Annotated in this window: 22 protein-coding genes; 9 read left to right on the forward strand and 13 right to left on the reverse strand. The window is 61.4% G+C overall.

The window, feature by feature from the left end:
* Nucleotides 1-41 precede the first annotated feature (41 nt).
* The 4 genes from wecB to HU735_RS06130 all read right to left on the reverse strand — a co-directional run bounded on the left by wecB (nt 42) and on the right by HU735_RS06130 (nt 4,304).
* Entirely contained in the window at nt 42-1,172 is a 1,131-nt protein-coding gene (gene wecB / locus HU735_RS06115; RefSeq protein WP_186712805.1) for a UDP-N-acetylglucosamine 2-epimerase (non-hydrolyzing), read from the reverse strand.
* Between the two features lie 9 nt (nt 1,173-1,181).
* On the reverse strand, nt 1,182-2,429 hold the full coding sequence (locus HU735_RS06120; RefSeq protein WP_186712806.1) for an O-antigen translocase: 1,248 nt from the start codon (nt 2,427-2,429) through the stop codon (nt 1,182-1,184).
* Between the two features lie 9 nt (nt 2,430-2,438).
* Nucleotides 2,439-3,551, reverse strand: a complete 1,113-nt coding sequence (locus HU735_RS06125) for a DegT/DnrJ/EryC1/StrS family aminotransferase (RefSeq protein ID WP_186712807.1) — start codon at nt 3,549-3,551, stop codon at nt 2,439-2,441.
* A gap of 501 nt (nt 3,552-4,052) precedes the next feature.
* A complete protein-coding gene (locus HU735_RS06130; RefSeq protein WP_186712808.1) occupies nt 4,053-4,304 on the reverse strand; it encodes a hypothetical protein in 252 nt (83 codons plus the stop codon).
* A gap of 113 nt (nt 4,305-4,417) precedes the next feature.
* On the opposite strand from HU735_RS06130, the gene HU735_RS06135 reads away from it, so the two are divergent.
* The 3 genes from HU735_RS06135 (at nt 4,418) to HU735_RS06145 (ending at nt 8,707) form a co-directional block, all read left to right on the forward strand.
* Complete coding sequence (locus HU735_RS06135; protein WP_186712809.1) at nt 4,418-5,434, forward strand: glycosyltransferase family 4 protein; 1,017 nt, start codon at nt 4,418-4,420, stop codon at nt 5,432-5,434.
* A gap of 97 nt (nt 5,435-5,531) precedes the next feature.
* Nucleotides 5,532-6,488 (forward strand): NAD-dependent epimerase/dehydratase family protein, encoded by a 957-nt coding sequence (locus HU735_RS06140; RefSeq protein WP_186712810.1) that lies wholly within the window; start codon nt 5,532-5,534, stop codon nt 6,486-6,488.
* Between the two features lie 224 nt (nt 6,489-6,712).
* Nucleotides 6,713-8,707, forward strand: coding sequence for a nucleoside-diphosphate sugar epimerase/dehydratase (locus HU735_RS06145; RefSeq protein WP_186712861.1), 1,995 nt, complete (start codon nt 6,713-6,715; stop codon nt 8,705-8,707).
* A 269-nt stretch (nt 8,708-8,976) separates the two neighbouring features.
* On the opposite strand, the gene HU735_RS27255 is transcribed toward HU735_RS06145, so the two are convergent.
* Nucleotides 8,977-9,921 carry a WxcM-like domain-containing protein gene (locus HU735_RS27255; protein WP_186712811.1) on the reverse strand — a complete coding sequence of 315 codons (945 nt, stop codon included), beginning with the start codon at nt 9,919-9,921 and terminating at the stop codon, nt 8,977-8,979.
* 623 nt (nt 9,922-10,544) lie between these two features.
* On the opposite strand from HU735_RS27255, the gene HU735_RS06155 reads away from it, so the two are divergent.
* The gene (locus HU735_RS06155; protein WP_186712812.1) at nt 10,545-10,868 is read left to right on the forward strand and encodes a ComEA family DNA-binding protein; all 324 of its coding nucleotides are present in this window, start codon (nt 10,545-10,547) and stop codon (nt 10,866-10,868) included.
* Between the two features lie 55 nt (nt 10,869-10,923).
* Here the strand turns inward: HU735_RS06155 and HU735_RS06160 are convergent, their stop codons facing one another.
* Nucleotides 10,924-11,091: a DUF2897 family protein gene (locus HU735_RS06160; RefSeq protein WP_186712813.1), complete on the reverse strand. Its 168-nt coding sequence runs from the start codon at nt 11,089-11,091 to the stop codon at nt 10,924-10,926.
* A 182-nt stretch (nt 11,092-11,273) separates the two neighbouring features.
* Here HU735_RS06160 and pyrF point away from each other — a divergent pair, with 182 nt between their 5' ends.
* Entirely contained in the window at nt 11,274-11,975 is a 702-nt protein-coding gene (pyrF, locus tag HU735_RS06165; RefSeq protein ID WP_069017485.1) for an orotidine-5'-phosphate decarboxylase, read from the forward strand.
* Nucleotides 11,976-12,075: 100 nt separating this feature from the next.
* On the opposite strand, the gene HU735_RS06170 is transcribed toward pyrF, so the two are convergent.
* Nucleotides 12,076-13,077, reverse strand: a complete 1,002-nt coding sequence (locus HU735_RS06170) for an NADP-dependent oxidoreductase (RefSeq protein ID WP_186712814.1) — start codon at nt 13,075-13,077, stop codon at nt 12,076-12,078.
* Nucleotides 13,078-13,253: 176 nt separating this feature from the next.
* Between HU735_RS06170 and HU735_RS06175 the strand changes: the two genes are divergently transcribed.
* The gene (locus tag HU735_RS06175; RefSeq protein WP_186712815.1) at nt 13,254-14,015 is read left to right on the forward strand and encodes an SDR family oxidoreductase; all 762 of its coding nucleotides are present in this window, start codon (nt 13,254-13,256) and stop codon (nt 14,013-14,015) included.
* Nucleotides 14,016-14,086: 71 nt separating this feature from the next.
* Here the strand turns inward: HU735_RS06175 and HU735_RS27380 are convergent, their stop codons facing one another.
* Both HU735_RS27380 and HU735_RS06185 read right to left on the reverse strand, forming a co-directional pair.
* The gene (locus tag HU735_RS27380; protein ID WP_186712816.1) at nt 14,087-15,955 is read right to left on the reverse strand and encodes an LTA synthase family protein; all 1,869 of its coding nucleotides are present in this window, start codon (nt 15,953-15,955) and stop codon (nt 14,087-14,089) included.
* A gap of 121 nt (nt 15,956-16,076) precedes the next feature.
* A complete protein-coding gene (locus tag HU735_RS06185) occupies nt 16,077-17,246 on the reverse strand; it encodes an MFS transporter (protein ID WP_186712817.1) in 1,170 nt (389 codons plus the stop codon).
* A 123-nt stretch (nt 17,247-17,369) separates the two neighbouring features.
* On the opposite strand from HU735_RS06185, the gene HU735_RS06190 reads away from it, so the two are divergent.
* Together HU735_RS06190 and HU735_RS06195 are read left to right on the forward strand one after the other, a co-directional pair.
* Nucleotides 17,370-18,767, forward strand: a complete 1,398-nt coding sequence (locus HU735_RS06190) for a PLP-dependent aminotransferase family protein (protein ID WP_186712818.1) — start codon at nt 17,370-17,372, stop codon at nt 18,765-18,767.
* Nucleotides 18,768-18,880: 113 nt separating this feature from the next.
* Nucleotides 18,881-20,821 (forward strand): methyl-accepting chemotaxis protein, encoded by a 1,941-nt coding sequence (locus HU735_RS06195; RefSeq protein ID WP_186712819.1) that lies wholly within the window; start codon nt 18,881-18,883, stop codon nt 20,819-20,821.
* A gap of 97 nt (nt 20,822-20,918) precedes the next feature.
* Here the strand turns inward: HU735_RS06195 and HU735_RS06200 are convergent, their stop codons facing one another.
* Nucleotides 20,919-22,109 carry a benzoate/H(+) symporter BenE family transporter gene (locus tag HU735_RS06200; RefSeq protein ID WP_186712820.1) on the reverse strand — a complete coding sequence of 397 codons (1,191 nt, stop codon included), beginning with the start codon at nt 22,107-22,109 and terminating at the stop codon, nt 20,919-20,921.
* Between the two features lie 145 nt (nt 22,110-22,254).
* Here HU735_RS06200 and HU735_RS06205 point away from each other — a divergent pair, with 145 nt between their 5' ends.
* Entirely contained in the window at nt 22,255-22,857 is a 603-nt protein-coding gene (locus HU735_RS06205) for a glutathione S-transferase family protein (RefSeq protein ID WP_110736600.1), read from the forward strand.
* A gap of 110 nt (nt 22,858-22,967) precedes the next feature.
* On the opposite strand, the gene HU735_RS06210 is transcribed toward HU735_RS06205, so the two are convergent.
* The 3 genes from HU735_RS06210 to HU735_RS06220 form a co-directional block, all read right to left on the reverse strand.
* The gene (locus tag HU735_RS06210) at nt 22,968-23,339 is read right to left on the reverse strand and encodes a glutathione S-transferase N-terminal domain-containing protein (protein WP_186712821.1); all 372 of its coding nucleotides are present in this window, start codon (nt 23,337-23,339) and stop codon (nt 22,968-22,970) included.
* Nucleotides 23,340-23,397: 58 nt separating this feature from the next.
* Nucleotides 23,398-23,943 (reverse strand): GTP cyclohydrolase I FolE, encoded by a 546-nt coding sequence (gene folE, locus HU735_RS06215; protein WP_110736603.1) that lies wholly within the window; start codon nt 23,941-23,943, stop codon nt 23,398-23,400.
* A 69-nt stretch (nt 23,944-24,012) separates the two neighbouring features.
* Nucleotides 24,013-24,573: a Smr/MutS family protein gene (locus HU735_RS06220; RefSeq protein ID WP_186712822.1), complete on the reverse strand. Its 561-nt coding sequence runs from the start codon at nt 24,571-24,573 to the stop codon at nt 24,013-24,015.
* Nucleotides 24,574-24,706 lie beyond the last annotated feature (133 nt).

A 24,706-nucleotide genomic window follows, 5' to 3' on the forward strand; every position in this document is an offset into this window, starting at 1 on the left:
GGTTTAGGTTTTCGTTGCAGGTAAAAAACGTCCCTGTCAGTTTACTTGTCGAAGAACTGCTTCAATGCCTTGGTGATCCGATGGGAGGCTTGGCCATCACCATAGGGGTTGTGTGCGAAGGACATCTTATCGTAAGCGGCTTGGCTGTTCAGCAGTTCTTCCACCTCTGCAATCATGACATCTACATTGGTGCCTACCAGTTTTACCGTGCCTGCCTGCAGCGCCTCAGGCCGCTCCGTGGTATCGCGCATTACCAGCACAGGCTTGCCCAGGGATGGGGCTTCTTCCTGGATACCGCCGGAGTCGGTGAGGATCAGGTACGACTGCTCCATGAGGTAAACGAACGGCAGATAGTCCAAGGGCTCGATCAGGTGAATATTGCCGATACCCTTGAGCACGCGGTTGACCGGTTCCCGAACATTTGGGTTCAGATGCATGGGGTAGATGATATCGACATCCGGGTGCGTCTTGGCAATGTGGGCCAGTGCTTCGCAGATGCGTTCGAATCCATCGCCAAAGCTTTCCCGGCGGTGTCCGGTCACCAAGATGATGCGGCGATCAGGTGAGATGAAGGAAGACGGCCGGGCGGCTTCTGCCCGTAGCGCTGGGTCAGATCTCAGGCGCTCGGTGATCGAGATCAGGGCGTCGATCACGGTGTTGCCAGTGATCATGATGGTGCTGGGTGTTACACCTTCCTTGAGCAAATTATCCTGGGAGGTGGAGGTGGGGGCGAAGTGCAGGTTGGCCAGCGCGCCAGTCAACTTCCTGTTGCCTTCCTCTGGCCAGGGAGAATAGATATCCCAGGTCCGAAGTCCGGCTTCCACATGGGCTACTGGGATTCGATGGTAATAGGCGGCAAGGCTTGCGGCGAAGGTCGTGGCGGTGTCGCCGTGAACGAGCAGCACGTCGGGTTTGAATTCGCAGAACACCCCCCTCAGTCCCTCGAGAATTCTGACGGTGACATCCGTCAGGTCCTGGCCAGGCTTCATGATGTTCAGATCGAAATCCGGCGTCAGCTGGAAAAGCCCAAGCACCTGGTCCAGCATTTCCCGGTGCTGTCCGGTAACACAGATTTTCGCTTCGATTTCGACATCGTCAGCCAGGGCAATGGCGACAGGCGCCATCTTGATTGCTTCCGGTCGAGTACCAAAAACGCATAGGGTCTTCAACATAACCGTGTCCTAGTTCTTTAGAAATTTCGTGCAGTAGATGGCCATTATCAGCCAGTAAAGTGCGTAGTTGATGGCGTAAGCCATGACAACGCCCTGCATGCCGAAGAGGCCGGTCAACCACCAGGTAAGCCCGACGAAACTGAAGGAAAAAATGATTTCAGCGGCGATGTAGAATTTATACATTGCCTTGCTCAGGACCAGGTAGGCCAGGATCCAGCCGCCAATCTTCAGTGTGTCGCCGAGCATTTGCCATGCGAAAAGCTCGCGCATCGGCGCAAACTCGCGGGTGAAGAGCAGGCCGATCACAATGTCCCGCATGAAGTACAGGACAAGGCCTCCCGCCATGGTGACTGGCATGATGACCTTGTAGCCGTGCGACAGCTCGCGCCATGTTTCCTGCTTGTCTTTGAGTTCTGATAGCCTCGGCAGGTAGTAGACACTGAGCGTGGTCGTGATCAGCATGAGGTAGGCCGCGCTCAGTCGCCATATGGCCTCCCAGTAGCCTGCTGCCGACCAGCCAAAGGTGATGCCGAGATGGTCTCGAACCAGGATGAGGCTGACCGGTACGCAGGTCGCGGAGGTCAGTGCCATGGCTGCGTACTTTGACAGGTTCAGCGCCGAGGCCTTGTCGATGCGACCGATGAAATGGTGAACATCGAACCAGTGCAGTTTCCAGCACATTGCCAAGGTGACGAAGAAAGCCAGTGACTGGTAGATGGCCAACGCAACAAGGGCACCATACAGGCCGAACTGCATGGCCATGAGTGTGGTTGCAATCAGGGCAAAGAGACTGCCTGCAATGTTGGCGGCGACGTAGCGGGGAATCTCCTTTTTGCCGTTCAGGACCGCTAGCAGCAAGGTGTTGAAGCTGAAAAATACCAGCCCAACGGAGAACCACACGAAAACGCCGCCCAGCGCGGAATCTTTCAGAAACCATGCAGCCAGTGGCTTGTTGAACAGAGCAACCAGCAAGCCGAAAAATAACGAGCCTGCAAGCGCAAGGGTGCCAGCAGTGCGCCAGATTGCGTGTTGCTTCGGCTCATCATCGTGATGCTCGGCGGTGTACTTCGTCACACCGGTATTGATCGAAGCGCTGGCGAAGGTTGTTATCATCTGTACGGCATTCTGGAACTGACCCAATGCGGCATAGCCCGCGGGCCCGACATAGACGGCCAGTACTTTGTTGATGCCCAGCAGGGTCAGCATCTTTATGATAACGGCTATAGCATTGAGCGCGCTTGTCTTGATCAGGTTCATGGGGAAAGATCAGGCCCCGGGTGCGAAGCTGTTGCATGCTTGAACAACATGCATGGCTTGCTCTTCGGTCATGGTCGGCCCCATTGGCAGGCTGAGCACTTGTTCGTGCATCTGCTCGGTGATCGGCAACTGAAGGTGCTGTAGTGAAGGGTAAGCCTGTTGCTTGTGAGGCGGGATCGGGTAATGAATGAGGGTCTGCACGCCTTGTGATGCCAGGTGTTGTTGCAGGGCTTCTCGATGCTGGGTGCGGATGACGAAAAGATGCCATACGTGCTGTTCGGCGCTGGTAACCGATGGCAGGGTGATGTCGCTGCAGGTGATGTTGTTCAGGTAGAGGTTGGCGATATTGCGGCGCTGGGTTGTTTGCTGGTCGAGATAATCAAGCTTGACACTGAGTACTGCGGCTTGCAGCTCATCCAGGCGGCTGTTAACGCCTTGATAAATATTCTTGTACTTTTCATGGGAGCCGTAATTGCGCAGCGCTTTCAGCACCTGGAACAGTTCGGGGTCGCTGGTTGTGATAGCGCCGGCATCGCCCAGGGCGCCGAGGTTCTTGCCAGGGTAGAAACTGAAGCCGGATGCATCACCCCAGTTCCCGGCTTTCCTGCCATTGAGGGTTGCGCCGTGCGATTGTGCCGAATCTTCAAGGACCAGGAGTTGGTGCTTGGCTGCGATCTCCAGGAGCGCGGGCATGTCCGCAAGCTGCCCATACAAGTGGACAGGCAGCAATACTCGGGTTTTCGCGGTCAAGGCCTGCTCGACGTTTTTCGGGCACAGGTTGAAAGTCTGGGGGTCGGGTTCGACCAGCACAGGTACCAGGCCATTCTCAGTAATGGACAGGATGCTGGCGATATAAGTGTTGGCTGGAACGATCACTTCGTCACCCGCCTGCAATTTCCCCATCAGCTTCCAGGCGCGCAGCGTCAGGGTCAGTGCATCCAGGCCGTTGGCAACACCCAGGCAGAACCGGCTGCCGCAGTAGCCAGCGAAACGCTCCTCAAAATGTTCGAGTTGCTTGCCTTGAATATACCAACCCGAATCCAGCACCTGCGTCATTGCTTCAATCAATTGTTCGCGGCAATCCTGATTGATAGCCTTGAGGTCAAGAAACGGGATGTGCATATTTAGGTCCTTTAAATTTATCTGGTTGGTGAATTAACAATCAGCGTTGACTTTCAATCAAGGGTGGGCCTGCTTTGCCCTTGTCTTGATGTGCGCGTCACTGAGCGGCGTGGAGGTTGCCCTGTCCCTAACCCGTGGGGTGGCGTGATATCAAATGGCTGTCTTTCACGGGAAGACTTCAAGCACTGAGTGCTGCGGTTTTGTGGCGGATGGAATGTGCATGGCGGCTAAACGTTCAATCGGCTACCTTGCAAAGTACCCGGCAGGTCGAGCGGGTGGTTGTCGGCGTGCATTGCAATGCGGTGGACCTCTGGTTGGATCTTGCCAATGTGCATGTCGAATGTGTCTTTGCGGCCTGGTGCCCTGCGGTGCCGTGAGCCTGAGCGATCGCGCAGGTCGGCATTGCGCCTTTAAGGCGCGCATTATAAGACCAAGCGGATGTGCCTGTAACCTAGAAGACATACATCGGCCTTCGGCAGCGGCGCTGCAGCATCCTCTGGCCTACGCTTGCGGCTGGCCCGACGGGTGCTGTCCGGATGCGCGCTCTTCTTCTAGGTTGGCTAGGTATCCTGCGGGTTTGAAGGTGCGCTTGCCCAGTGTGATGAAGTACACTGTACAGTCACCTCGTCGTCCGCCTAGGTTGCTGTCGTCAACCGTAAAGGCGGCGATCGATCCACCGTTCAGGCTGCGTCCTGTTCCGGAAATCAGATTTTTCTTACACAAGTTTACCCAGTCGGGATGCAGCTGCTGCATTCAACGAGTGATCCATTGCCAGGAGGCACATCGCGCTTTGCTGATTGAACAGTGAGGGAAGGTGTTTATGAGAAGTCTCGTGGTTCAGTAATTTATCGGAGTGCGTCGCAAAGATGATCAGTTGGCTTCTGTGTTCGATTGTGGTGTTGTTGGCAGCGTTTACGTTGACTTGGGTACTAAGGCGTTATGCATTGGCTCGCAGCCTGATGGATGTGCCCAATGCGCGAAGCTCGCACTCCGTGCCGACGCCACGAGGGGGCGGAGTCGCCATTGTTGTCGGTTTCCTCGCGGCGCTCTTGTGGATGATGCTTGATGGGGCTGTCGAGGTCGTTCAAGGCCTCGCTCTGCTCGGTGCGGGGTTGGCGGTCGCCATCATTGGTTTTCTCGATGATCATGGCCATATCGCGGCGCGTTGGCGTCTACTCGGTCACTTTTTCGCAGCAGCCTGGGCGTTGTACTGGTTGGGTGGGTTGCCGCCTGTCGAGCTGTTTGGCAGCACCTTCGAGCTGGGAGTGATTGGCTACATCCTGGGCGCTTTTTATCTGGTCTGGATGTTGAATCTCTACAATTTCATGGACGGTATCGACGGATTTGCCAGCGTCCAGGCCATCACGGCTTGCCTCGGTGGGTGCTTGCTCTACTGGCTGGACGGGCATGCGGCGTCAGCCATGCTGCCGCTGGTGCTGGCCATGGCCGTGGCAGGATTTCTGGCCTGGAACTTCCCGCCTGCGCGCATTTTCATGGGGGACGCCGGAAGCGGCTTCCTCGGCATAACGCTGGGTATCCTGTCCTTGCAGGCTGCCGCAGTTTCCGCACAATGGCTGTGGAGCTGGCTGATTCTGCTCGGGGTATTCGTTGTCGATGCCACCTGGACCTTGCTGCGTCGCCTGCTCCGTGGCGACAAGGTCTATGAAGCCCATCGCAGCCATGGCTACCAGTACGCGTCGCGTCGCTACGGCAAGCATCTGCCGGTAACCTTGGCGCTGCTGACCATCAACCTGGCCTGGTTGCTGCCTATCGCGCTGTGGGTTGGACTGGGAGGGCTTGATGGCGTCGTCGGCCTTGTGCTTGCCTATGCACCCTTGGTGCTGTTGGCCATCAAGTTCAATGCCGGTCAGCTGGAGCGTTAATGCGCTAGCCATGGCCAGGGCGGGGAAACTCAAACTGGGCAGTAATTGACGCAGCGCAACAGTTTTGCGATGCCATCAGGTACAAGGACAAGAATCAGTGAATGCTTCAGTTCTACTGACCGGGGCAACCGGTTTTGTCGGCAAGGCCGTTCTTGACGCGCTCCGTGAGCGTGGAGATAACGTCGTGGCCGCGCTGCGAGGGAGTTCAACGGCGATCGAAGCGCCGGGGGGCATGGTCAAGCGGATCGAATCGCTGGATGAGCACACCCAGTGGCAGGACTGCCTCCATGGGGTTGAGACGGTTATTCATTCCGCTGCCCGGGTGCATGTGATGAACGATACCGAAGCGGACCCCTTGGCGGCCTTTCGCAGGGTCAACGTCGAAGGGACGTTGAATCTGGCCCGACAGGCAGAGGCTGCAGGCGCCAAGCGCTTCATTTTCATCAGCTCGATAAAGGTCAACGGGGAAGGGACTGTCGAGGGCGTACCGTATCATGCTGATGACGTGCCGGCTCCGGTCGATCCCTATGGCATTTCCAAGATGGAAGCAGAGCAGGGGTTGCGTGCGCTGGCAGCGCGATCTTCTCTGGAAGTAGTGATCATCCGCCCCGTCCTCGTCTATGGTCCGGGCGTTAAAGCCAACTTCCTGGCAATGATGCGCTGGCTGGACAAAGGCGTACCGCTGCCATTTGGAGCAATTGACAATCGTCGCAGCCTGGTGGCGCTCGGGAACCTGGTGGATCTGATCATCACTTGCATGGATCACCCGGCAGCGGCCAACCAGACATTCCTGGTCAGTGATGGTGACGACCTTTCGACAACCGGCCTGCTGCGCAAAATGGCTGAAGCGCTTGGCAAGCCGGCAAGGTTGCTGCCGGTGCCCTCGGTGCTGTTGCAGTTCGCCGCCTCGGCGGTCGGCAAGCGCTCGTTGTCCCAGCGATTGTGCGGTTCGCTTCAGGTGGATATCGGCAAGACCCGGTCATTGCTTGGGTGGACCCCTCCCATCTCGGTGGCGGACGCCTTGAAGCAGGTTGCACAGAGTTACAGGGGCTGAGGGCCCGTGGCTGGATCGGCCGTGCGCGCAGCGAGCGGAAGGTCGCCTCCCCACGTTTATGGTTGTTTCATGAAAGTCGGTGAGTCATGCTGCCGAAGGCACTCCCGACAGGCGCCAGGGTGGTGCCGTCGAGGGCTTGCGCAGTGCACAGGCAGTCTGCCGCAGCCACCTCAAAGTAGAAAGTCAGGTTCAGAAGGGGAGCGGTAAAGGTGTTCGAGAGGTTTATGGATAGGGTGCGGGCATCACTGCTGGGATTGCCGCGCGGCAAGAAGCGGCTGGTCCAGGTCTTGACCGACGTAGTGCTGGTTTGGGCGGCATTGTGGCTCGCCTTTGTCGTGCGTCTGGGGATCGATGAGGTAGCCAACCCTATCAGGGATCATTTGTGGCTGTTCATGAGTGCTCCGGTGATCTGCATTCCTCTGTTCATTCGCTTTGGCATGTACCGGGCGGTGATGCGCTATTTTGGCAATGACGCCCTGATCGTGATCATCAAGGCGGTTACCCTGGCTTCCTTGATCCTCGGTTTTGTCGTGTATTGGTACAGCGGGCACCAGCATGTCGTCCCTCGTTCGATCATTTTCAACTTCTGGTGGTTGAGCCTGATCATGGTGGGCGGACTGCGCCTGGCAATGCGCCAATACTTTCTGGGTGACTGGTACGCCGCTTCGCAACATGTTCCATTCACCAGTCGTGATGACGGTTTGCCCAAAGTCGCTATTTACGGCGCAGGGGCGGCAGGCAATCAATTGGTCGCAGCTTTGCGCCTGGGCAAGGTGATGCGCCCGGTGGCTTTCATCGACGACGACAGCAGCATCGCTGACCGGGTGATCTCCGGGCTGCAGGTGTACAAGCCTCGTCACATCCAGCGCATCATCGATATGACCGGAGCCCAGGAGGTCCTGCTGGCCATCCCTTCGGCCAGTCGGGCGCGTCGGCGCGAAATTCTCGGATTCCTCGAGGGGTTCCCCCTGCACGTGCGCAGTGTTCCGGGTTTCATGGACCTGGCCAGTGGGCGAGTGAAGGTAGACGATATCCAGGAAGTCGACATCGCAGACTTGCTGGGGCGCGATGCTGTTCCTGCGCAGGATGATCTGCTCGAGCGTTGCATTGCTGGTCAGTCGGTCATGGTGACCGGGGCGGGAGGGTCGATCGGTTCGGAGCTCTGCCGGCAGATCCTGCAGCTCGGCCCGAAAACGTTGTTGCTGTTCGAGCACAGTGAATTCAACCTGTACAGCATTCTCTCCGAGCTGGAGCAGCGCATTGCCCGTGAGTCGCTGCCTGTTCGCGTCCTGCCGATCCTTGGATCGGTGCGCAACCAGGGGCAGCTGTTCGACATCATGAAGACCTGGAATGTGGACACGGTCTATCATGCGGCGGCCTACAAGCATGTCCCCATGGTCGAGCACAATATTGCCGAAGGCGTGCTGAACAATGTCATGGGCACGTTGTTTACCGCGCAAGCGGCACTGCAGGCCGGTGTTGCCAACTTTGTACTGATTTCCACCGACAAGGCGGTTAGACCGACCAATGTCATGGGCAGCACCAAGCGCCTGGCGGAGCTGACCTTGCAAGCGCTGAGCCGTGAATTGGCACCGGTGTTGTTCGCTGATTCGGGCAAGGTGTCCCAAGTCAACAAGACTCGCTTCACCATGGTCCGATTCGGTAATGTGCTGGGGTCCTCGGGTTCGGTCATTCCGTTGTTCCACAAGCAGATTGCCACCGGCGGGCCGCTGACGGTCACCCACCCGAAGATCACCCGTTATTTCATGACCATTCCCGAAGCGGCGCAGCTGGTCATTCAGGCGGGCTCCATGGGGAGGGGAGGGGACGTGTTCGTTCTGGACATGGGCGAGCCGGTGAGAATCGTAGAGCTCGCCGAGAAGATGATCCATCTGTCCGGGATGAGCATTCGTTCTGAACGCAACCCGCATGGCGATATTGCCATTGAATTTACCGGTTTGCGTCCTGGTGAGAAGCTCTACGAGGAGTTGTTGATTGGCGACAATGTGGCTGCGACCAGTCACCCGAAGATCATGAGTGCGCATGAAGACTACATCCCGTGGGACACACTCAAGGAAAAGCTTGACCATTTGCTGGGTGCGGTCACCGCCGACGATTATGACCGCGTCAGGCAAATACTCAGGGAGACGGTGAGTGGCTATACCCCTGAAGGGGAAATAGTAGATTGGATCTATCTTCAGCGTCGTCTAGATCCATGATAGGGCACTGATCGTGGTAAGGGCCTGCTCCATAGGGCGATACGGGAGCCTTCCTGTCTCAGGGCAGGCCTGCTAGTCGAAACACTGGTTGCTGTAACGACCGCAGGTGCAAGTAGGTGTCCAAGTTTGCCTGCTTGCTTGTCCATGAAGCGGTTTGGCTCCGCCCGGTTCAGAGCAGGCTGATTCTCACGAGGTGTGGCGATTGTTCCGTAAGGTGCGTGTTCAAGAAGCACGGTTCGGATTAGGTATCGCCTCGTTAGCGCATGGAATCAAGCATCACGTTTGGAAAGTCGGACGAATTCATCATAGTTACGGATGTCATCCTTCGGGTCGTAATGGTTCGATGCGAATACCATCAGTACCGCATCACTAGAGAACTGATACTGGGTGCTCCACGTCATGGGTGGGATATAGATACCCTTGTTCGGGGTGTCGAGTAAAAAGTCCTCGCGAACGGCGCCGTCATCAGCGATGACACGGACACTGCCCTTGGCGGCAATCAAAAACTGATGACAATTAAAATGAGCGTGCTCGCCGCATGCTTTTTCGCCGGGCATATTGTAGATAAGGAAGCAACGCTGCACCTTGAATGGCACATCTCGCTCGAACTCATTCACTGTGAGGCTGCCATGAGGCGCTATGATTTCACGCTGGATGTGGAGCGTCACCCCATTGACCGATGTGGCCATCGAATCCGTTGCAGGAACGGGCTCGGGTGAAGCTGGCGGAGCGATCATGGCATCAACATGTCCGATGACCTTGGCTGGATTGCCCACGACAATTGCTCCTGGGGGAACTGAACGAGTGACAACGGCTCCGGCGCCTACCATTGCCTTTTCCCCAATGGTTACCCCTGGAAGAATTGTGCAATTGGCTCCGAGTGAAGCGCCTTGCTGCACGACAGTTCGCAGGAACGTATCAGGGTAGACTTTGCTTCTCGGGAACAGATCATTGGTAAAGGTAACATTGGGGCCAACGAACACGTCGTCCTCCAAGGTGATGCCATCCCACACCTGCACGCCACACTTTAATGTTACCCGGTCACCGATGATAACGTCATTCTCGATAAAAACATTATCGCAGACATTGCAGTCCTTGCCCAAAACCGCTCCAGGCAGGATATGTGCAAACGCCCATACTCTGGAGCCGGCGCCAATCGATACCGATTCACACAATGCACGTTCGTGCACAAAATAGTTCAGTTCAGCACCCATACACCTGCTCCAAGGTCTCTATTCAACACGCTCTCAGCGTGACATGCGACGTGCAATATACCTTATGTGCACAATGAAAGGGGAGCTGAGCAATGGGGTGGGCCGTCGTCTGAGGCTTTACGTGCTCCAACGGTCTTTGGCTTGGCCTGATCTTGCTCGTTGATGGATGGGCTTGAGTTTGTGTATCCCAGATGCTGCGCGGCGTGTGGCAAGCTGCCCGCAATGCCTGTCGAAGCCGATGCGGGGGACAGCTTGTCGTGCCGTTCAGGCTGCGTCAGTGAGTGCTGTTGCATTGCTGATTCGAGCAATGGTGCGGGAATATGTTAACTGCTGGCGCGGTACTGAAGAGGGAGTGTTCAGTATTCAGGCGCTAGAGTTTTTAGGGGATGTAACCTGTGTCAGGTATTTCGCTGGATTACTTTGGGTGTTGGATAATTCTGGCGTGGAACTTCCTCGTCAGAAGCGAGCCTGGCTAATACTCCCTCTTTTGTGGGTAAGTTGGCTTGCGGAATTGTTTTGTAAATATACGCTCTGCCGCTTGGATTGCGAAACGGCTTATGTGCGCCTAGCGTTAACTGGGCAATCAAGGAAAGTCTCAAGTCATTTATCCAAGGATTTTTATCATGCGTAACAATATATTGCCTTATGTTTTTCTCCCGCTGTTTGCAGTGGTGTCTTCTTGGGCCGCCGCTGCAACCCCTGCAGTCACCGATCCGTCGAAGGCACCCTCGGTGGCTGCCACAATAGTGGCACCCGTTAACGTCAACCATGCCGATGCTTCATCACTTCAACAAGCACTTAGCGGGATCGGCCAAGCCAAAGCTCAAGCCATTGTCGATTACCGGGAGAGCCATGGGCCTTTCACTTCAGTCGATGAATTGCTGGAGATCAAGGGTATTGGCAAGTCATTGCTGGAGCGCAATCGAGACAAACTGGTCGTTGAATAACAGCTATCTGTGGCTGACCGGGCCAGAGCCCGGTCGGCGACTGGCTTGAAGTGGCTCAACGCTCCTTCGCGTCCTTGGCGTCGGCCTCGGCGTTGCGCTCATGCACCTTTTTCAGCTGCTCCTCTGTCAGCGGCAGCTTCTTCGCCGTGTCCCGCAGCAACATCAACCCTCCGACAATCGAGCCGAGGGCTAAGATAAGTATCAACCAAGCGTACCAAGGCATCGAGATTCTCCTGAAAGCGCAGAGGGCACCACTTGCATGGCATTCGAGCCATTGCCGTAGCCTTTGGTTCAATTATAGGAGTCGCCTGCCGCCGGGCCAATTCTCATGACCCACGGCCCCCAAACCCCACGCCACTTCGTTTACAATGCGCGCCGTTTACGACTTGCCAAGAGACCCTGCCCATGTCCGCCTGCCAGACGCCCCTGATCGTCGCCCTGGATTTCCCCACCCGTGACGCCGCCCTGAAGCTGGCCGACCAGCTCGACCCCGCCCTGTGCCGGGTCAAGGTGGGCAAGGAACTGTTCACCAGCAGCGCCTCAGGGATAGTCGAAACCCTGTGCAGCAAGGGTTTTGAAGTATTCCTCGACCTCAAGTTCCACGACATCCCCAACACCACCGCCATGGCGGTCAAGGCCGCGGCCGAGATGGGTGTGTGGATGGTCAACGTGCACTGCTCCGGTGGCCTGCGCATGATGTCGGCCTGCCGTGAAGAGCTGGCCAAGCGCAGCGGCCCGCAGCCGCTGCTGATCGGCGTGACCGTGCTGACCAGCATGGAGCGCGAGGACCTGGCCGGCATCGGCCTGGATGTCGATCCGCAGGAGCAGGTGCTGCGCCTGGCGGCGCTGGCGCAGAAGGCCGGCATGGATGGCCTGGTGTGCTCGGCTTTGGAAGCGCCGGCACTGAAGGCGGCGCACCCGTCGCTGCAGCTGGTGACCCCCGGTATTCGTCCGGCGGGCAGCGCCCAGGACGATCAGCGCCGGATCCTGACCCCGCGCCAGGCACTGGACGCCGGTTCCGATTACCTGGTGATCGGGCGTCCGATCAGCCAGGCGGCTGATCCGGCCAAGGCATTGGCTGCCGTGGTGGCTGAAATCCGCGGTTGAATCAGGAACCGTGGGAGCGGGCTTGCCCCGCGATGGCGTCAGCTCAGGCAATCGCCATCGCGAGGCAAGCCCGCTCCCACAAAGCGCCTGGCTGCTGATCTCAGACCTTCAGCACCAGCTTGCCGAAATTCTCCCCGTTGAACAGCTTGAGCAGCGTCTCGGGGAAGGTCTCCAGCCCCTCCGCCACATCCTCCTTGCTCTTCACCTTGCCGCTGGCCAGCCAGCCGGCCATTTCCTGCGCGGCCTTGCCATACTCCTTGACGTAGTCCATCACCACGAAGCCTTCCATGCGCGCACGGTTGACCAGCAGCGACAGGTAGTTGGCCGGGCCCTTGACCGCTTCCTTGTTGTTGTACTGGCTGATGGCGCCGCAGATCACCACCCGGGCCTTGAAATTCAGGCGTGAGAGCACGGCATCGAGGATGTCGCCGCCGACGTTGTCGAAGTACACATCCACGCCATTGGGGCATTCACGCTTGAGACCGGCCAGCACGTCCTCGGCCTTGTAGTCGATGACCCCGTCGAAGCCCAGCTCATCCAGCAGGTACTGGCACTTCTGCGCGCCACCGGCGATGCCTACCACGCGGCAGCCCTTGAGCTTGGCGATCTGCCCGGCAATACTGCCGACCGCGCCGGCGGCACCGGAGATCACCACGGTTTCGCCGGCCTTGGGCTGGCCGACATCGAGCAGGGCGAAGTAGGCGGTCATGCCGGTCATGCCCAGGGCGGACAGGTAGCGGGGCAGCGGCGCCAGGCGTGGGTCGATCCGGTGCAGGCCCTGGGGTTCGCCGGTGAAGTAGTCCTGTACGCCGAGGGCACCGCTGACATGGTCGCCGGGCTTGTAGTCCGGGTGATTGGAGCTGACCACCTCGCCGACGCCGAGGGCGCGCATGACCTGGCCCAGGCCCACGGGCGGGATGTACGACTTGCCTTCGTTCATCCAGCCGCGCATGGCCGGATCCAGCGACAGGTAGAGGTTCTTCACCAGTACCTGGCCTTCGCCCGGCTCGCTGGCGGGCACCTGCTCGTAGGTGAAGTCGTCACGACGCACGGCGCCGACCGGGCGGCGGGTCAGCAGGAAGCGGCGGTTGGTGTGGGGCATGGCGAGTTCTCCTGAACGAGTGTGAGGGGCTGATGATCGGCGGGTTGAATGGGCCGCGTCACGCAAGATCACCGCGAACGATAGTAGTCCAACCGTGCCCTTGATGATGCTGCCCAGCTCGGCGGTGCCCTGACTAGACTCAGCCACGACTTCCCATCCTTTTGCAGGAGCCAGTGATGAGCATGACTTTCTCCGGCCAGGTTGCCCTGGTCACCGGTGGCGCGGCGGGTATCGGCCGGGCGACGGCCCAGGCATTCGCCGCCGAAGGGCTCAAGGTGGTGGTGGCCGACCGTGACGCGACCGGCGGTGAAGCCACCGTGGCGCTGATTCGCCAGGCTGGCGGCGAGGCGCTGTTCGTCGCCTGCGACGTTACCCGTGACAGTGACGTGCGTCAGCTTCACGAGCAGGCCATCACGGCCTATGGCCGGCTCGACTATGCCTTCAACAACGCCGGTATCGAGATCGAGAAGGGACGCCTGGCCGAGGGCAGCGAGGCGGAGTTCGATTCGATCATGGGGGTCAACGTCAAAGGTGTGTGGCTGTGCATGAAGTACCAGCTACCGCTGTTGCTGGCCCAGGGCGGCGGCGCCATCGTCAACACTGCCTCGGTGGCTGGGCTGTCGGCGGCGCCGAAGATGAGCATCTATGCGGCCTCCAAGCATGCGGTGATCGGCCTGACCAAGTCGGCGGCCATCGAGTATGCGAAGAAGGGCATCCGGGTCAACGCGGTGTGCCCGGCGGTGATCGACACCGACATGTTCCGCCGCGCCTACGAGGCCGATCCGCGCAAGGCCGAGTTCGCTGCGGCGATGCACCCGGTCGGGCGTATCGGCAAGGTTGAAGAGATCGCCAGCGCGGTGTTGTACCTGTGCAGCGATGGCGCGGCGTTCACGACGGGGCACAGCCTGACCGTCGATGGCGGGGCATTGGCTATCTGAAGGATAACAGGGGGCTGATTCGTCCCCTGTTGTTTTCCATCACGGGCGATACCCTTCATGCAGTGCCGGGTTTACTCGAGGGGCATGTCGCCGAACAATGCCGAGTGGGTCTGCTGGTTACCGAACATCATGTCGTATTGAATCGCGTGGTAGCGCTGGAGCGATGCATCGTCATGCCCGCGCCACCGTTCGATCCATTGCCCCTCCTGGGTGCGCAGCATCCGACGCTCGATCACGGGAAACTTCCCGCCCACATCCTGGAGCACGTTGGAATAGAAGGGATGCTGGATCCCCAGCTTGTTCATGATGTACCCAGGCAGCATGCTCGGACTGACCAGCTCGTCGACCTGATTGCGCTCGGCGCCCATGATGGAGGACCAGATCACCAGCGGTGTCTGGTGCAGTCGCACATAATCGCTCTGGCTCAGTTCATCAGACGGTTTTGTGTCGATGAGGCCCGACTGTCGATAGGCGGAAAGATTCTTGCCCAGGTAGGGCGTGTGGTCGCCGAAGAAGATCAGCAGGCTGGGGCGCGGGCGCAGGCTCAAACGCGCCATCAGTTGCTGCAGTGCGGTGTCGGAGTCGCGAATACCCTGGCTGTAGGATTGCACGGCGTCACGCTCGTCCAATGGTCCGTCCAGTTGCATGGACATCGACGGCGGACCGTATCGTTCCTTTTCATAAGGGCCGTGGTTCTGCATGGTAATGGCGAACAGGACCGTCGGCTTGGTCGACGCCTGCAGCGTTTCATACAGCCGCTCGAGCAAGGCGCCATCGCTCACGAACGGGCCTCTCGCGCTCAGTCCGGGCATGTCCTCGAGTGCCAGGAAATGCTCGAACCCCAGGTACCGATAGGCATTGTCACGGTTCCAGAAATGCTTGTAGTAGGGGTGCATGGCCATCGTTTCATAGCCCTGGGCTTTCAAGGTCCAGATGATCGATGGGAGGTTCCTGTGCAGATACTGCTGGTAGGGAACCGAGCCAATGGGCAGGAAGGCGTTGGAAAAACCGGTCAGCACCTCGAACTCCACGTTCGACGTGTTGCCGCCTTGGCTGGGAGAAAAGAGGTCGCCGTGCGACAACGCGCGGATGGTCGGCATCGGATCGGGGGTCAGGTGCACGCCCGGCAGCCGCGTTGGGTCCCAGAAGGCCTCGCTCATGATGATGATGATGTCTGGAGCGGGGCCTTTATCTACCGAGTTGGCTCTTGCTGGCGTGGGACTGGTGTCGGCAAGCGTCTCGAGCAGGGTATCGGTCGCCATTTCCGGGCGCTCGATGAGCGCAGACTGCATGTTCATCGCAAAGGCCAGAATGAATCCGTTCTGCCTGTAGTTTTCGACCTGGACCCAAGGCATGGCCACGATCTTCAGTTCATCCTGCAGCCACTTTAGTCCCGCGCCGGTATTGGTGCACGCCACCAGTGCCGCCAACAGCAAAAGGCTGGTAGCAAACAGTGGTCGCCCGGGTGACTTGCCACGTTGCTTGCGGTACACAACGCTGATGAGCAACAGGGCAACGGCCAACAGGGCAAGGCCGCCCAGAAGTGCCAGGATGACTTCCCTGGGTTTTTCTCCCGCGAGCTCAGGAAGCAACTTGTAGATCTGCTCGGCAAAGATGAAGTCCCATGGATAGAGCGGTTCGGAGAGATAGCCCAGCTTCTGTCGACTGATCAGGGCGATCAGAATCAGTGGCACGGCCAAGGGCAGCATCGAGAAATAGCGTCGCCTTGCCAACGTGTCCAGGAGTGCGCACAGACCAGCCAGTAGCAGCGCTGTCACACCGGCTTCGCGATAGGAGGTTTTCAGGAAATCCAGGGTTACCAGGTTCAATCCGGCACACCACTCGACCAGGCACACCAGCGCGATCGAGAAGGACAGGTAGATAAAGGCTTCACGCAGAAATCGGAGTACGCCGTTACTTGATGTTGTTGTTTTGCTCACTATTCGAAACCAGTGGAGTGGATGTCGGATGGGCTTGCCCGGCGGCGGATTCTATTTGGCTGACGCCAGGATTTCGACATTTTCTTTCACCGCCAGCAGCTGGCATGCGGCCACTTCGGCGTTATGTCGAACGGAATGTGCCAGCCTCAGGAAGACGTCGTAAGGATTTCCTCAGTGCCAGTGCCACAACAGCACATCCCACAGACAGCGCGCCGCCGAACACGATCAGCGCCATGCTCGCCCCGAGCCGATCACTGAGCAGCCCGGTAAAGATCACCGGCAGGCTGAACCCCAGGTAGGCGAGCAGGAAGAACCCGGCGCTGGCCCGGGTCTTCTCGCTGCCGGCCAACGCGTTCACCGCCGCCAGCCCGCCGAGGTAGATGAAACCATAGCAGGCGCTGCTCGCGGCCACGGCGCCGAGTAGCACACCCAGCAGATTGCCACTGTCGGCGCCCCAGGCCAGCAGCGCGTAGCTGCACGGCAGGATCAGCAGCCCCAGCAAGGTCGCCTGGGCACTGGCCAGGCGCCGGGCCAGCGGTTGGAACAGCAAGCCGCAGCTGATCACGCAGAAGGTCGAGAACCCCGACCAGGCGCTCAGCCCGTGCTGGCGCAGAATCCCAGGCAGGAGGGCAATGACCAACCCGACACAAGCCCAGGCCAGCAGGATCGCCAGGCCATAGGCCAGGCTTCCGGCGGGGTAGCAGGGCAGGCGCAGCATGGCGCTGCGCTGCGCCGGGCGAGGATCGGGCAGGCGCCAGACCAGCAGCAGGGCGACGGCGGCCAGCGCCAGCTGCAGGTGGAAACTTCCGGGGGTGAGGGTCGGCCCGCTTAGCAGGAACAGGCTGGTCAGTGCCGCGCCCAGGCCGAAACCGAGCGACGTGCTGGCGGTGACCCAGGTGGCGGCGCGACCACAGGCGTCCGGCGCCATCAGTTCGCTCATGTAGGCGGTGGCGGTGGCCGAAGCAAGGCCTGTGCCCAGGCCCAGGAACAGGCGCGCCAGGCCCAGCATCTGCAGGCTCGGCGCCACCAGCATGAGCAGCGTGGCGACCATCGACAGGGCTAGCGCGACCAGGATCAGCGGGCGCCGACCTACCCGGTCGGCCAGGCCGCCGAGGGCCAGCAGCACCGGCAGCACGCCGAGCACATAGCCGGAGAAGGCCACGGCGGTCGCCGCCGCGCCTTGCCCGGACAGGTCGGCGTAGGTGATGTACAGCGGGGCCTGCAGGTTCACCGCGAGGGTGATCAGGCACAGGGCGAAAGCCAGCAGGGCAGGGGCATTACGAGTGGGCATCGGGACGGATCCGCAAGGCAGTGACAGTGACTGGCAGCATCGGCCTTGGCAGCGGTGCTCGCCAAGGCACACTCGCGGGGCATTTATGCTTAACTGTTTGCCTGAAAACAGCGAACACTTGCCATGCATTTTCATCTTGATCGCGATCTTCCCATCCCCCTGGTCCAGCAACTGACCGAGCAACTGCAGGCCTGGATCGAACAGCAGCGCCTGCGCCCCGGTGCGCGCCTGCCGTCGATCCGCGCGCTGGCCAAGGCGCAGTCGGTAAGCGCCTCGTGTGTGATCGAGGCCTACGACCGCCTGGCGGCCAACGGCTGGCTGGAGGCGCGACATGGTGCGGGCTTCTTTGTCGCCGAGCGCAAGCCGGGCCTGCGGCCCGACCCCGGCGAGCCCTGGGGCGAGGCGATCGACGGCAGTTGGCGGCAGTTTCGCGAAGGACATGAACAATTGCTCAAGCTCGGCTGCGGTTGGCTGCCGGTAGCCTGGCGCGCCGAAGCCGAGCTGGCCCAGGCCATCCGCCAGGTCAGCCGCGGCGCGCCCGAGGCGCTGTTCGACTACTGCCCGCCCCAGGGCCTGGCCAGCCTGCGCCTGCAACTGCACAAGGGGCTGGCGCGACTGGATATCGCCGCCGAGCCGGAGCGGATCCTCACCACCCAGGGCGCCAGCCATGCCCTCGACCTGCTGGTGCGGACCTTGCTCAAACCGGGCGACACGGTGCTGGTGGAGCGCCCCGGCTACTACAACCTGTACAACTTGCTGCGCCTGCACGGTGTACGCATGCTCGAGGTGCCGCGCACCGCCATTGGCCCGGACCTGGTGGTGCTCGAGCAGTTGCTGGCCGAGCACCAGCCCCGTTGCCTGTTCATCAACAGCCTGTACCAGAACCCGACAGGCACCTGCCTGACGCCGAAGGTCGCCTACCGCTTGCTGGAACTGGCCCGCGAGCATGACCTGCGAATCATCGAGGACGATCTCTACGCGGACTTCCAGGACGGCCCGGCCACGCGCCTGGCGACCCTCGACAGCGAGCAGCGGGTGATCTACCTGGGCAGCTTCTCCAAGACCCTCAGCAGTTCGTTGCGCGTCGGCTACCTGGTGGCCGACGCGCCTTTGATCGCACGCCTGGCCGAACTGAAGATGGTGGCTGGTATCGGCACTTCGCGCTTCGCCGAGCAGGTGGTCGGGCAGATGCTCGCCAATGGCGGCTACCGCAAGAGCGTGCAGCGCCTGCGATTGCGCTTGGGTCAGCACCGGGCCAAGACGCTGGGGCAGCTGGAGGCCTGCGGCTGGGAGGTGTTCTGCGAGCCGGTCGGCGGTATGTTCGTCTGGGCCAGGGTGCCCGGACGCGACTTTGCCGAGCTGGAGCAACTGGCGCTGGAGCATACGGTGCTGCTCACCCCGGGCAGCGCCTTCGATCCGCAGGGGCGGGCTAGTGACTGGCTGCGGATCAATGTCGCCTATGGGCAGGATTCCCGGGCCCAGGCGTTCTTCCGGCATGCGGGGCGACCTCCGGCGGTCTGAAAGCGACACGCTCATAGCTAAATGACACCATTCGCGCACGCGGCCCTTGTGACGAGGTCGGCGCCATTGTCACTCTTGCCGTTGGCAGAGGGCCAAAGGCGAGGAGGGCGGTGATGACGGCGACCAAGCACGGTGTATTGGCCAACCTGGGCATGGCGCGCAAGCTGGGCCTGGGTTTTGCCCTGGTGTTGCTGCTCACCCTGGTGGTGGCCGCCATCGGCGTGTACGCCCTGGCCAACGTCGGCCAGCGCTTCGAGGGGCTGCGGCAGATGGCTCAGTTCAATACCGACCTGTTGAAGCTGCGCCAGCACGAACAGGCCTTCGCCCTGCGCTCGGACATCAAGGAGGCCGATGCCCTGCGCACGGGTCTGCAGGGGCTGGTGGAGCGGGCCCGTGCGGTGCCGGCGCTGTCTTGGGCCGAGGCCGACCTTAACGCCTACGGACAGGCCTTCGACCAGTTCGTCCAGGCCGTGCAGGCCAAGGAGCTGGCGCTGGACATGGCCAGTTGGTCGGTGTCGAGCGTGGCCAACAACCTCGATGTGCTGCAGGCCGGTCTGGCCGATGACGGCACCTATACCCTCAAGCAGTCCCAGGGGCAGCAAGGCGGCGAGTTCCTCGAGCAGGCCGGGCAGGTGTCGCAGGTGTCGCGGCTGATGCTGCAGGCGATGGACGAGGCGCGGGTGCGCCTGGAGCAGAGCCGCAAGGGCGGCGAGGCCGTTGCCGAGGGGCGCATCGCCCAGACCGTGGAGGCGGCCACCCTGGTGGAGCAGCTCAAGTCGGCGGTGACCGACGCCGGCTACCAGAGCGTGCTGGGCGAAGTGGCCGGGCATATCGCCAGTTTCTCCGAGAAACTCAACGAGTACACCGACCTGCTGGGCCAGGAACGGGGGATCAAGGACCAGCTGCAGGCCCGGGCCGAGCAAGTCACCACGCGGGTCGACCAGGCCTACATCGCCCAGGAGCAGGCCATGCAGGCCGAGCTTGCGCGCAACACCGTGGCCATCGCCGCGGCCACGGCCCTGGCACTGCTGGTGGGCGTGCTGGCGGCCTGGTTGATCACCCGTGCCGTGGTTGCGCCGCTCAAGCGGGTGATCAGCCGTGCCCGGCGTATTGCCGCGGGTGAACTGGGTATCGAGGCCGAGCCGCCGCGTGCCGACGAGGTCGGTCAGCTGCTGCAGGCCATGCAGCAGATGGCCGAGGGACTGTCCGGTATCGTCAGTGGCCTGCAGCAGGGCATCGATCAGCTGGCCGGCAGCGCCCAGGCCTTGTCGACGGTGACCGAGCAGACCAACCGCGAAGTGGGCAGCCAGAAGGATGAGACCGAGCAGGTGGCCACCGCCATGCAGCAGATGACCGCCACCGTCCATGACGTGGCGCGTAACGCCGAGCAGGCGGCCCAGGCGGCCCAGGATGCCGACGACAAGGTCGAGTCGGGGCAGCAGGTGGTGCGTCAGAGCATGCAGCGCATCGAGCAGCTGGCGGTGGCGGCCGAGACCGCCAGCAGCGGTATCGACAGCCTCAGCGCCGAGATCCATACCATCGGTGACGTGCTCGAGGTGATCAAGAGCGTGGCCGAACAGACCAACCTGCTGGCGCTCAACGCGGCGATCGAGGCGGCCCGCGCCGGCGAGCAGGGCCGTGGCTTCGCCGTGGTGGCCGACGAGGTGCGCGCCCTGGCCCGGCGCACCCGGCAGTCCACCGAAGAGATCGAGCGCCTGGTCGCCAGCCTGCGCGGCAACGCCCAGCAGTCGGTGACGCAGATCCGTGGCAGCACCGAGCTGGTGCGCCTGGCGGTGGCCGACACGCTGCAGACCGAGAGTGCCCTGGGCAGCATCGCTGCGGCAGTGTCGTTGATCCAGCAGATGAACCAGCAGATCGCCGCGGCGGCCGAGCAGCAGAGCTCGGTGGCCGAGGAGATCAGCCGCAGCGTTACGCAGATCCGTGGCAGTGCCGACCAGGCGGCGCTGGCGATGCAGGACAATGCCCGCTCAAGCGTCGAGTTGGCGCAGCTGGGCAATGACCTGAAGGGGATGGTGGGGCATTTTCGTCTGTGATTGGCTGTGGCGGCCCCATCGCGGGGCAAGCCCGCTCCCACGCATACCCGCTCACAGGGTCTGGGCGTGGGAGCGGGCTTGCCCCGCGATAGCGTTGTCAGCCCTTGCGCGGGCTGAGGATCAGCAAGGTCAGCACCCCCGCCACGATCCCCCAGAACGCCGAGCCGATCGAGAACAGGGTGAACCCCGACGCCGTGACCATGAAGGTGATCAGCGCCGCCTCGCGCTCGCGCGCCTCGCCCATCGCCACGCTCAGGCCGTTCATGATCGAGCCGAACAGCGCCAGGGCGGCGATCGACAGCACCAGTTCCTTGGGCAGGGCGCCGAACAGCGCCGCCAGGGTCGCGCCGAAGGTGCCGGCGATGCCGTAGAAGATCCCGCACCAGACCGCCGCCGTGTAGCGCTTGGCCGGGTCTTCATGGGCATGCGGCCCGGTGCAGATTGCCGCGCTGATCGCCGCCAGGTTGATCCCGTGGGAGCCGAACGGCGCCAGCAGCAGCGAGGCGAACCCGGTGGCCGAGATCAGCGGCGAGGCCGGCACCTGGTAGCCGTCGGCGCGCAGCACGGCAACGCCGGGCATGTTCTGCGAGGTCATGGCCACCACGAACAGCGGAATGCCGATGCTGATGGTTGCCGCCAGCGAGAAGCTCGGCGTGGTCCATACCGGGGTGGCGATCTCCAGCTGGAAGCCGCTGAAGTCCAGCAAGCCCAGGGCGCCGGACAGCGCCGTACCGACCAGCAGCGCAGCCAGCACGCAGTAGCGCGGTGACAGGCGCTTGACCAGCAGGTAGCTGAAGAACATGCCCAGCACCAGCACCGTGCGATGCTGGGCGGCGACGAAGATCTCGCTGCCGATCTTGAAAAGGATGCCGGCCAGCAGGGCCGAGGCGAGCGAGGCGGGGATGCGCCGCACCAGGCGCTCGAAGCTGCCGGTCAGGCCGCATATCAGCACCAGCACGGCGCAGGTGATATAGGCACCGATGGCCTCGCCGTAGGTGACGCCGCCGAGGCTGGTGATCAGCAGCGCCGCGCCGGGTGTCGACCAGGCCACGGTGACCGGGGTACGGTAGCGCAGCGACAGGCCGATGCTGCACACCGCCATGCCGATCGACAGGGCCCAGATCCACGACGAGATCTGCGCGCTGGTGAGGCCGGCGGCCTGGCCGGCCTGGAACATCAGCACCAGTGAGCTGGTATAGCCGGTGAGCATGGCGATGAAGCCGGCGACGACCGCCGACGGGGAGCTGTCCGCCAGCGGCCGCAGGCGCGCGGAGGTGGCATCGGTCATGGGGAATTCCTTGTACAGGTGTAAGCAGTTTTTTCAGGCTACCGTGCAATGGCGTGATCCTTGCCATACAGCAGGCATTGCATTTAGCCGTACAGTCGCCAACTATGGGGTATTACTGCGCAACTGCGTAAAAAGGGGAGGGGCGATGTACAAGGTGTATGGGGATTACCAGTCGGGCAACTGCTACAAGGTCAAGCTGATGCTGAGCCTGCTCGACCGTCCGTATGAGTGGCACCCGGTGGATATTCTCAAGGGCGAGACCGAAACCCCCGAGTTCCTGGCCATGAACCCCAACGGCAAGGTGCCGGTGCTCAAGCTTGAGGACGGCACCTGCCTGTGGGAGTCCAACGCGATTCTCAACTACCTGGCCGATGGCAGCGAGTTCCTGCCCAGCGAGCCACGCCTGCGTACCCAGGTGCTGCAGTGGCAGTTCTTCGAGCAGTACAGCCACGAGCCGTACATTGCCGTGGCGCGCTTCATCCAGTTCTACCTGGGATTGCCGCAGGACCGGCTGGAGGAATACAAGGGGTTGCACAAGGGCGGCTACAAGGCGCTCAAGGTGATGAACAAGCAGCTGGAAATGACGCCCTACCTGGTTGGCGAGCAGTACTCGATTGCCGATGTGGCGTTGTATGCCTATACCCATGTGGCGCATCAGGGCGGTTTCGACCTGGCGGGTTACCCGGCCGTGCAGGCCTGGCTGGCGCGGGTGGCCAGTCATCCACGGCATGTGCCGATGGTGGATTGACCGGCCTCATCGCGGGTCAAGTCGCATCGGCGCACCGCCGCTCCCACGCAATCCAGCCCCCGTGGGAGCGGGTCTGCGTGGGAGCGGGCTTGCCCCGCGATGGCGATCTGTCAGACCGCCGCGAAGCGTTTGTCCAGATAGGCAATGATGTCCTTGGACTCATACATCCAGGTCACCTTGCCGTCCTCCTCGATCCGCAGGCACGGCACCTTCACCCGGCCGCCGCCTTCGAGCAGCGCCTGGCGGTGCTGGGCATCGTTCTTGGCATCGCGCAGCGCCACCGGCACGTTCAGGCGGTGCAGGGTGCGACGGGTCTTCACGCAGAACGGGCAGGCATGGAACTGGTACAGCGCCAGGCCCTTGGCCTGTTGCTCGACCTGGGCCTGGGCCGCGGCATCGCGCTGCTTTTTCGCCGGGCGGCTGATCCAGTCGCCGAACACGATTAGCTGGCCGAGGCCGACCCGCAGGGCTTTGACGATCATGGGCAACTCCTGAAATGAAAAAGCCGACCCCATGGGGTCGGCTCGGGACACAGGCCGATCACTTGATCAGGCTGAGGAACTCGCTGCGGGTGGAGGCGTTGTCGCGGAACTCGCCGAGCATCACCGAGGTGAGCATGGTCGAGTTCTGCTTTTCGACACCGCGCATCATCATGCACATGTGCTTGGCCTCGATGACCACCGCCACGCCCGCGGCGCCGGTCACCTGCTGCACGGCCTCGGCGATCTGGCGGCTGAGGTTTTCCTGGATCTGCAGGCGACGGGCGTACATGTCGACGATCCGCGCCACCTTGGACAGGCCCAGCACCTTGCCCTTGGGCAGGTAGGCCACATGGGCCTTGCCGATGAACGGCAGCATGTGGTGTTCGCACATCGAGTACAGCTCGATATCCCGGACCAGCACCATTTCGCTGTTGTCGGAGGTGAACAACGCGCCGTTGGTCACTTCTTCCAGGGTTTGCTCATAACCGCGGCAAAGGTACTTCATGGCCTTTGCGGCCCGCTTGGGCGTGTCGAGCAGGCCCTCGCGGGAGACGTCCTCGCCGATCTGGCTGAGGATCGCGGTGTAGTTCTGTTCCAGGGACATGGATCTACCTGTGGAAAATTTCGCAAAGACGAAGGGTACGGCGACGACGGCGGCGCTGCAAGCGCGATGTCACTCGTCGCGGCCTTCGAGCATGGTTCGCTTGAGCATCACATACACCGCGCCGGTGCCGCCGTGGCGGGCCTGGCACGAGGCGAAACCGAGCACCTGCGGGTGCTGGCGCAGCCAGGTGTTGACGTGGCTCTTGATCATCGGACGCTTGCCGTCCAGGCGCGCGGCCTTGCCGTGGGTGACGCGCACGCAGCGTACTTCGAGCTTGGTCGCCTCGGCGATGAAGTCCCACAGCGTTTCGCGGGCCTTCTCGACGCTCATGCCGTGCAGGTCGAGGCTGCCCTCGAAGGCGATCTGGCCGAGCTTGAGCTTGCGGATCTGGGTTTCCTGGACGCCGTCACGGCGCCACATCAGTTCGTCCTCGGCGCCGACGTCGATGACGAACTGGTCGGACAGGCCGTCGATCACCAGCGGCTGGTCGCTACGGATGGTCGCCGCCTGGCGCAGGCCGGCCAGCTGCTTGCGGTCGGCCTTGGGTTTGCCGACTTCGGCGCGGTCGTGCTTGATCGGCTTGACGCCCTGCACTTGGCTGCGGAAGAGGGAAAAGTCGTCGTCTTGCATGGTGCCTCCACGTGGGCGGCGTAGTTTACGCGACTGTGCGTCGGAGTGAAGCCCTGAGCTGCGCGCGGTTTTGTGTAGGAGCGGCCTCGTGCCGCGAAAGGGCCGCAAAGCGGCCCCGGCGATCTATGGCATC

This window comes from Pseudomonas sp. BW16M2 (assembly GCF_014268865.1).
GTDB lineage: Bacteria > Pseudomonadota > Gammaproteobacteria > Pseudomonadales > Pseudomonadaceae > Aquipseudomonas > Aquipseudomonas peradeniyensis.

Coding starts and splice junctions, on each gene's coding strand:
- wecB (WP_186712805.1), bottom strand. CDS start 1,172: ATGTTGAAGACCCTATGCGTTTTTGGTACTCGACCGGAAGCAATCAAG.
- HU735_RS06120 (WP_186712806.1), bottom strand. CDS start 2,429: ATGAACCTGATCAAGACAAGCGCGCTCAATGCTATAGCCGTTATCATA.
- HU735_RS06125 (WP_186712807.1), bottom strand. CDS start 3,551: ATGCACATCCCGTTTCTTGACCTCAAGGCTATCAATCAGGATTGCCGC.
- HU735_RS06130 (WP_186712808.1), bottom strand. CDS start 4,304: ATGCAGCAGCTGCATCCCGACTGGGTAAACTTGTGTAAGAAAAATCTG.
- HU735_RS06135 (WP_186712809.1), top strand. CDS start 4,418: ATGATCAGTTGGCTTCTGTGTTCGATTGTGGTGTTGTTGGCAGCGTTT.
- HU735_RS06145 (WP_186712861.1), top strand. CDS start 6,713: ATGGATAGGGTGCGGGCATCACTGCTGGGATTGCCGCGCGGCAAGAAG.
- HU735_RS27255 (WP_186712811.1), bottom strand. CDS start 9,921: ATGGGTGCTGAACTGAACTATTTTGTGCACGAACGTGCATTGTGTGAA.
- HU735_RS06155 (WP_186712812.1), top strand. CDS start 10,545: ATGCGTAACAATATATTGCCTTATGTTTTTCTCCCGCTGTTTGCAGTG.
- HU735_RS06160 (WP_186712813.1), bottom strand. CDS start 11,091: ATGCCTTGGTACGCTTGGTTGATACTTATCTTAGCCCTCGGCTCGATT.
- pyrF (WP_069017485.1), top strand. CDS start 11,274: ATGTCCGCCTGCCAGACGCCCCTGATCGTCGCCCTGGATTTCCCCACC.
- HU735_RS06170 (WP_186712814.1), bottom strand. CDS start 13,077: ATGCCCCACACCAACCGCCGCTTCCTGCTGACCCGCCGCCCGGTCGGC.
- HU735_RS06175 (WP_186712815.1), top strand. CDS start 13,254: ATGAGCATGACTTTCTCCGGCCAGGTTGCCCTGGTCACCGGTGGCGCG.
- HU735_RS06185 (WP_186712817.1), bottom strand. CDS start 17,246: ATGCCCACTCGTAATGCCCCTGCCCTGCTGGCTTTCGCCCTGTGCCTG.
- HU735_RS06190 (WP_186712818.1), top strand. CDS start 17,370: ATGCATTTTCATCTTGATCGCGATCTTCCCATCCCCCTGGTCCAGCAA.
- HU735_RS06195 (WP_186712819.1), top strand. CDS start 18,881: ATGACGGCGACCAAGCACGGTGTATTGGCCAACCTGGGCATGGCGCGC.
- HU735_RS06200 (WP_186712820.1), bottom strand. CDS start 22,109: ATGACCGATGCCACCTCCGCGCGCCTGCGGCCGCTGGCGGACAGCTCC.
- HU735_RS06205 (WP_110736600.1), top strand. CDS start 22,255: ATGTACAAGGTGTATGGGGATTACCAGTCGGGCAACTGCTACAAGGTC.
- HU735_RS06210 (WP_186712821.1), bottom strand. CDS start 23,339: ATGATCGTCAAAGCCCTGCGGGTCGGCCTCGGCCAGCTAATCGTGTTC.
- folE (WP_110736603.1), bottom strand. CDS start 23,943: ATGTCCCTGGAACAGAACTACACCGCGATCCTCAGCCAGATCGGCGAG.
- HU735_RS06220 (WP_186712822.1), bottom strand. CDS start 24,573: ATGCAAGACGACGACTTTTCCCTCTTCCGCAGCCAAGTGCAGGGCGTC.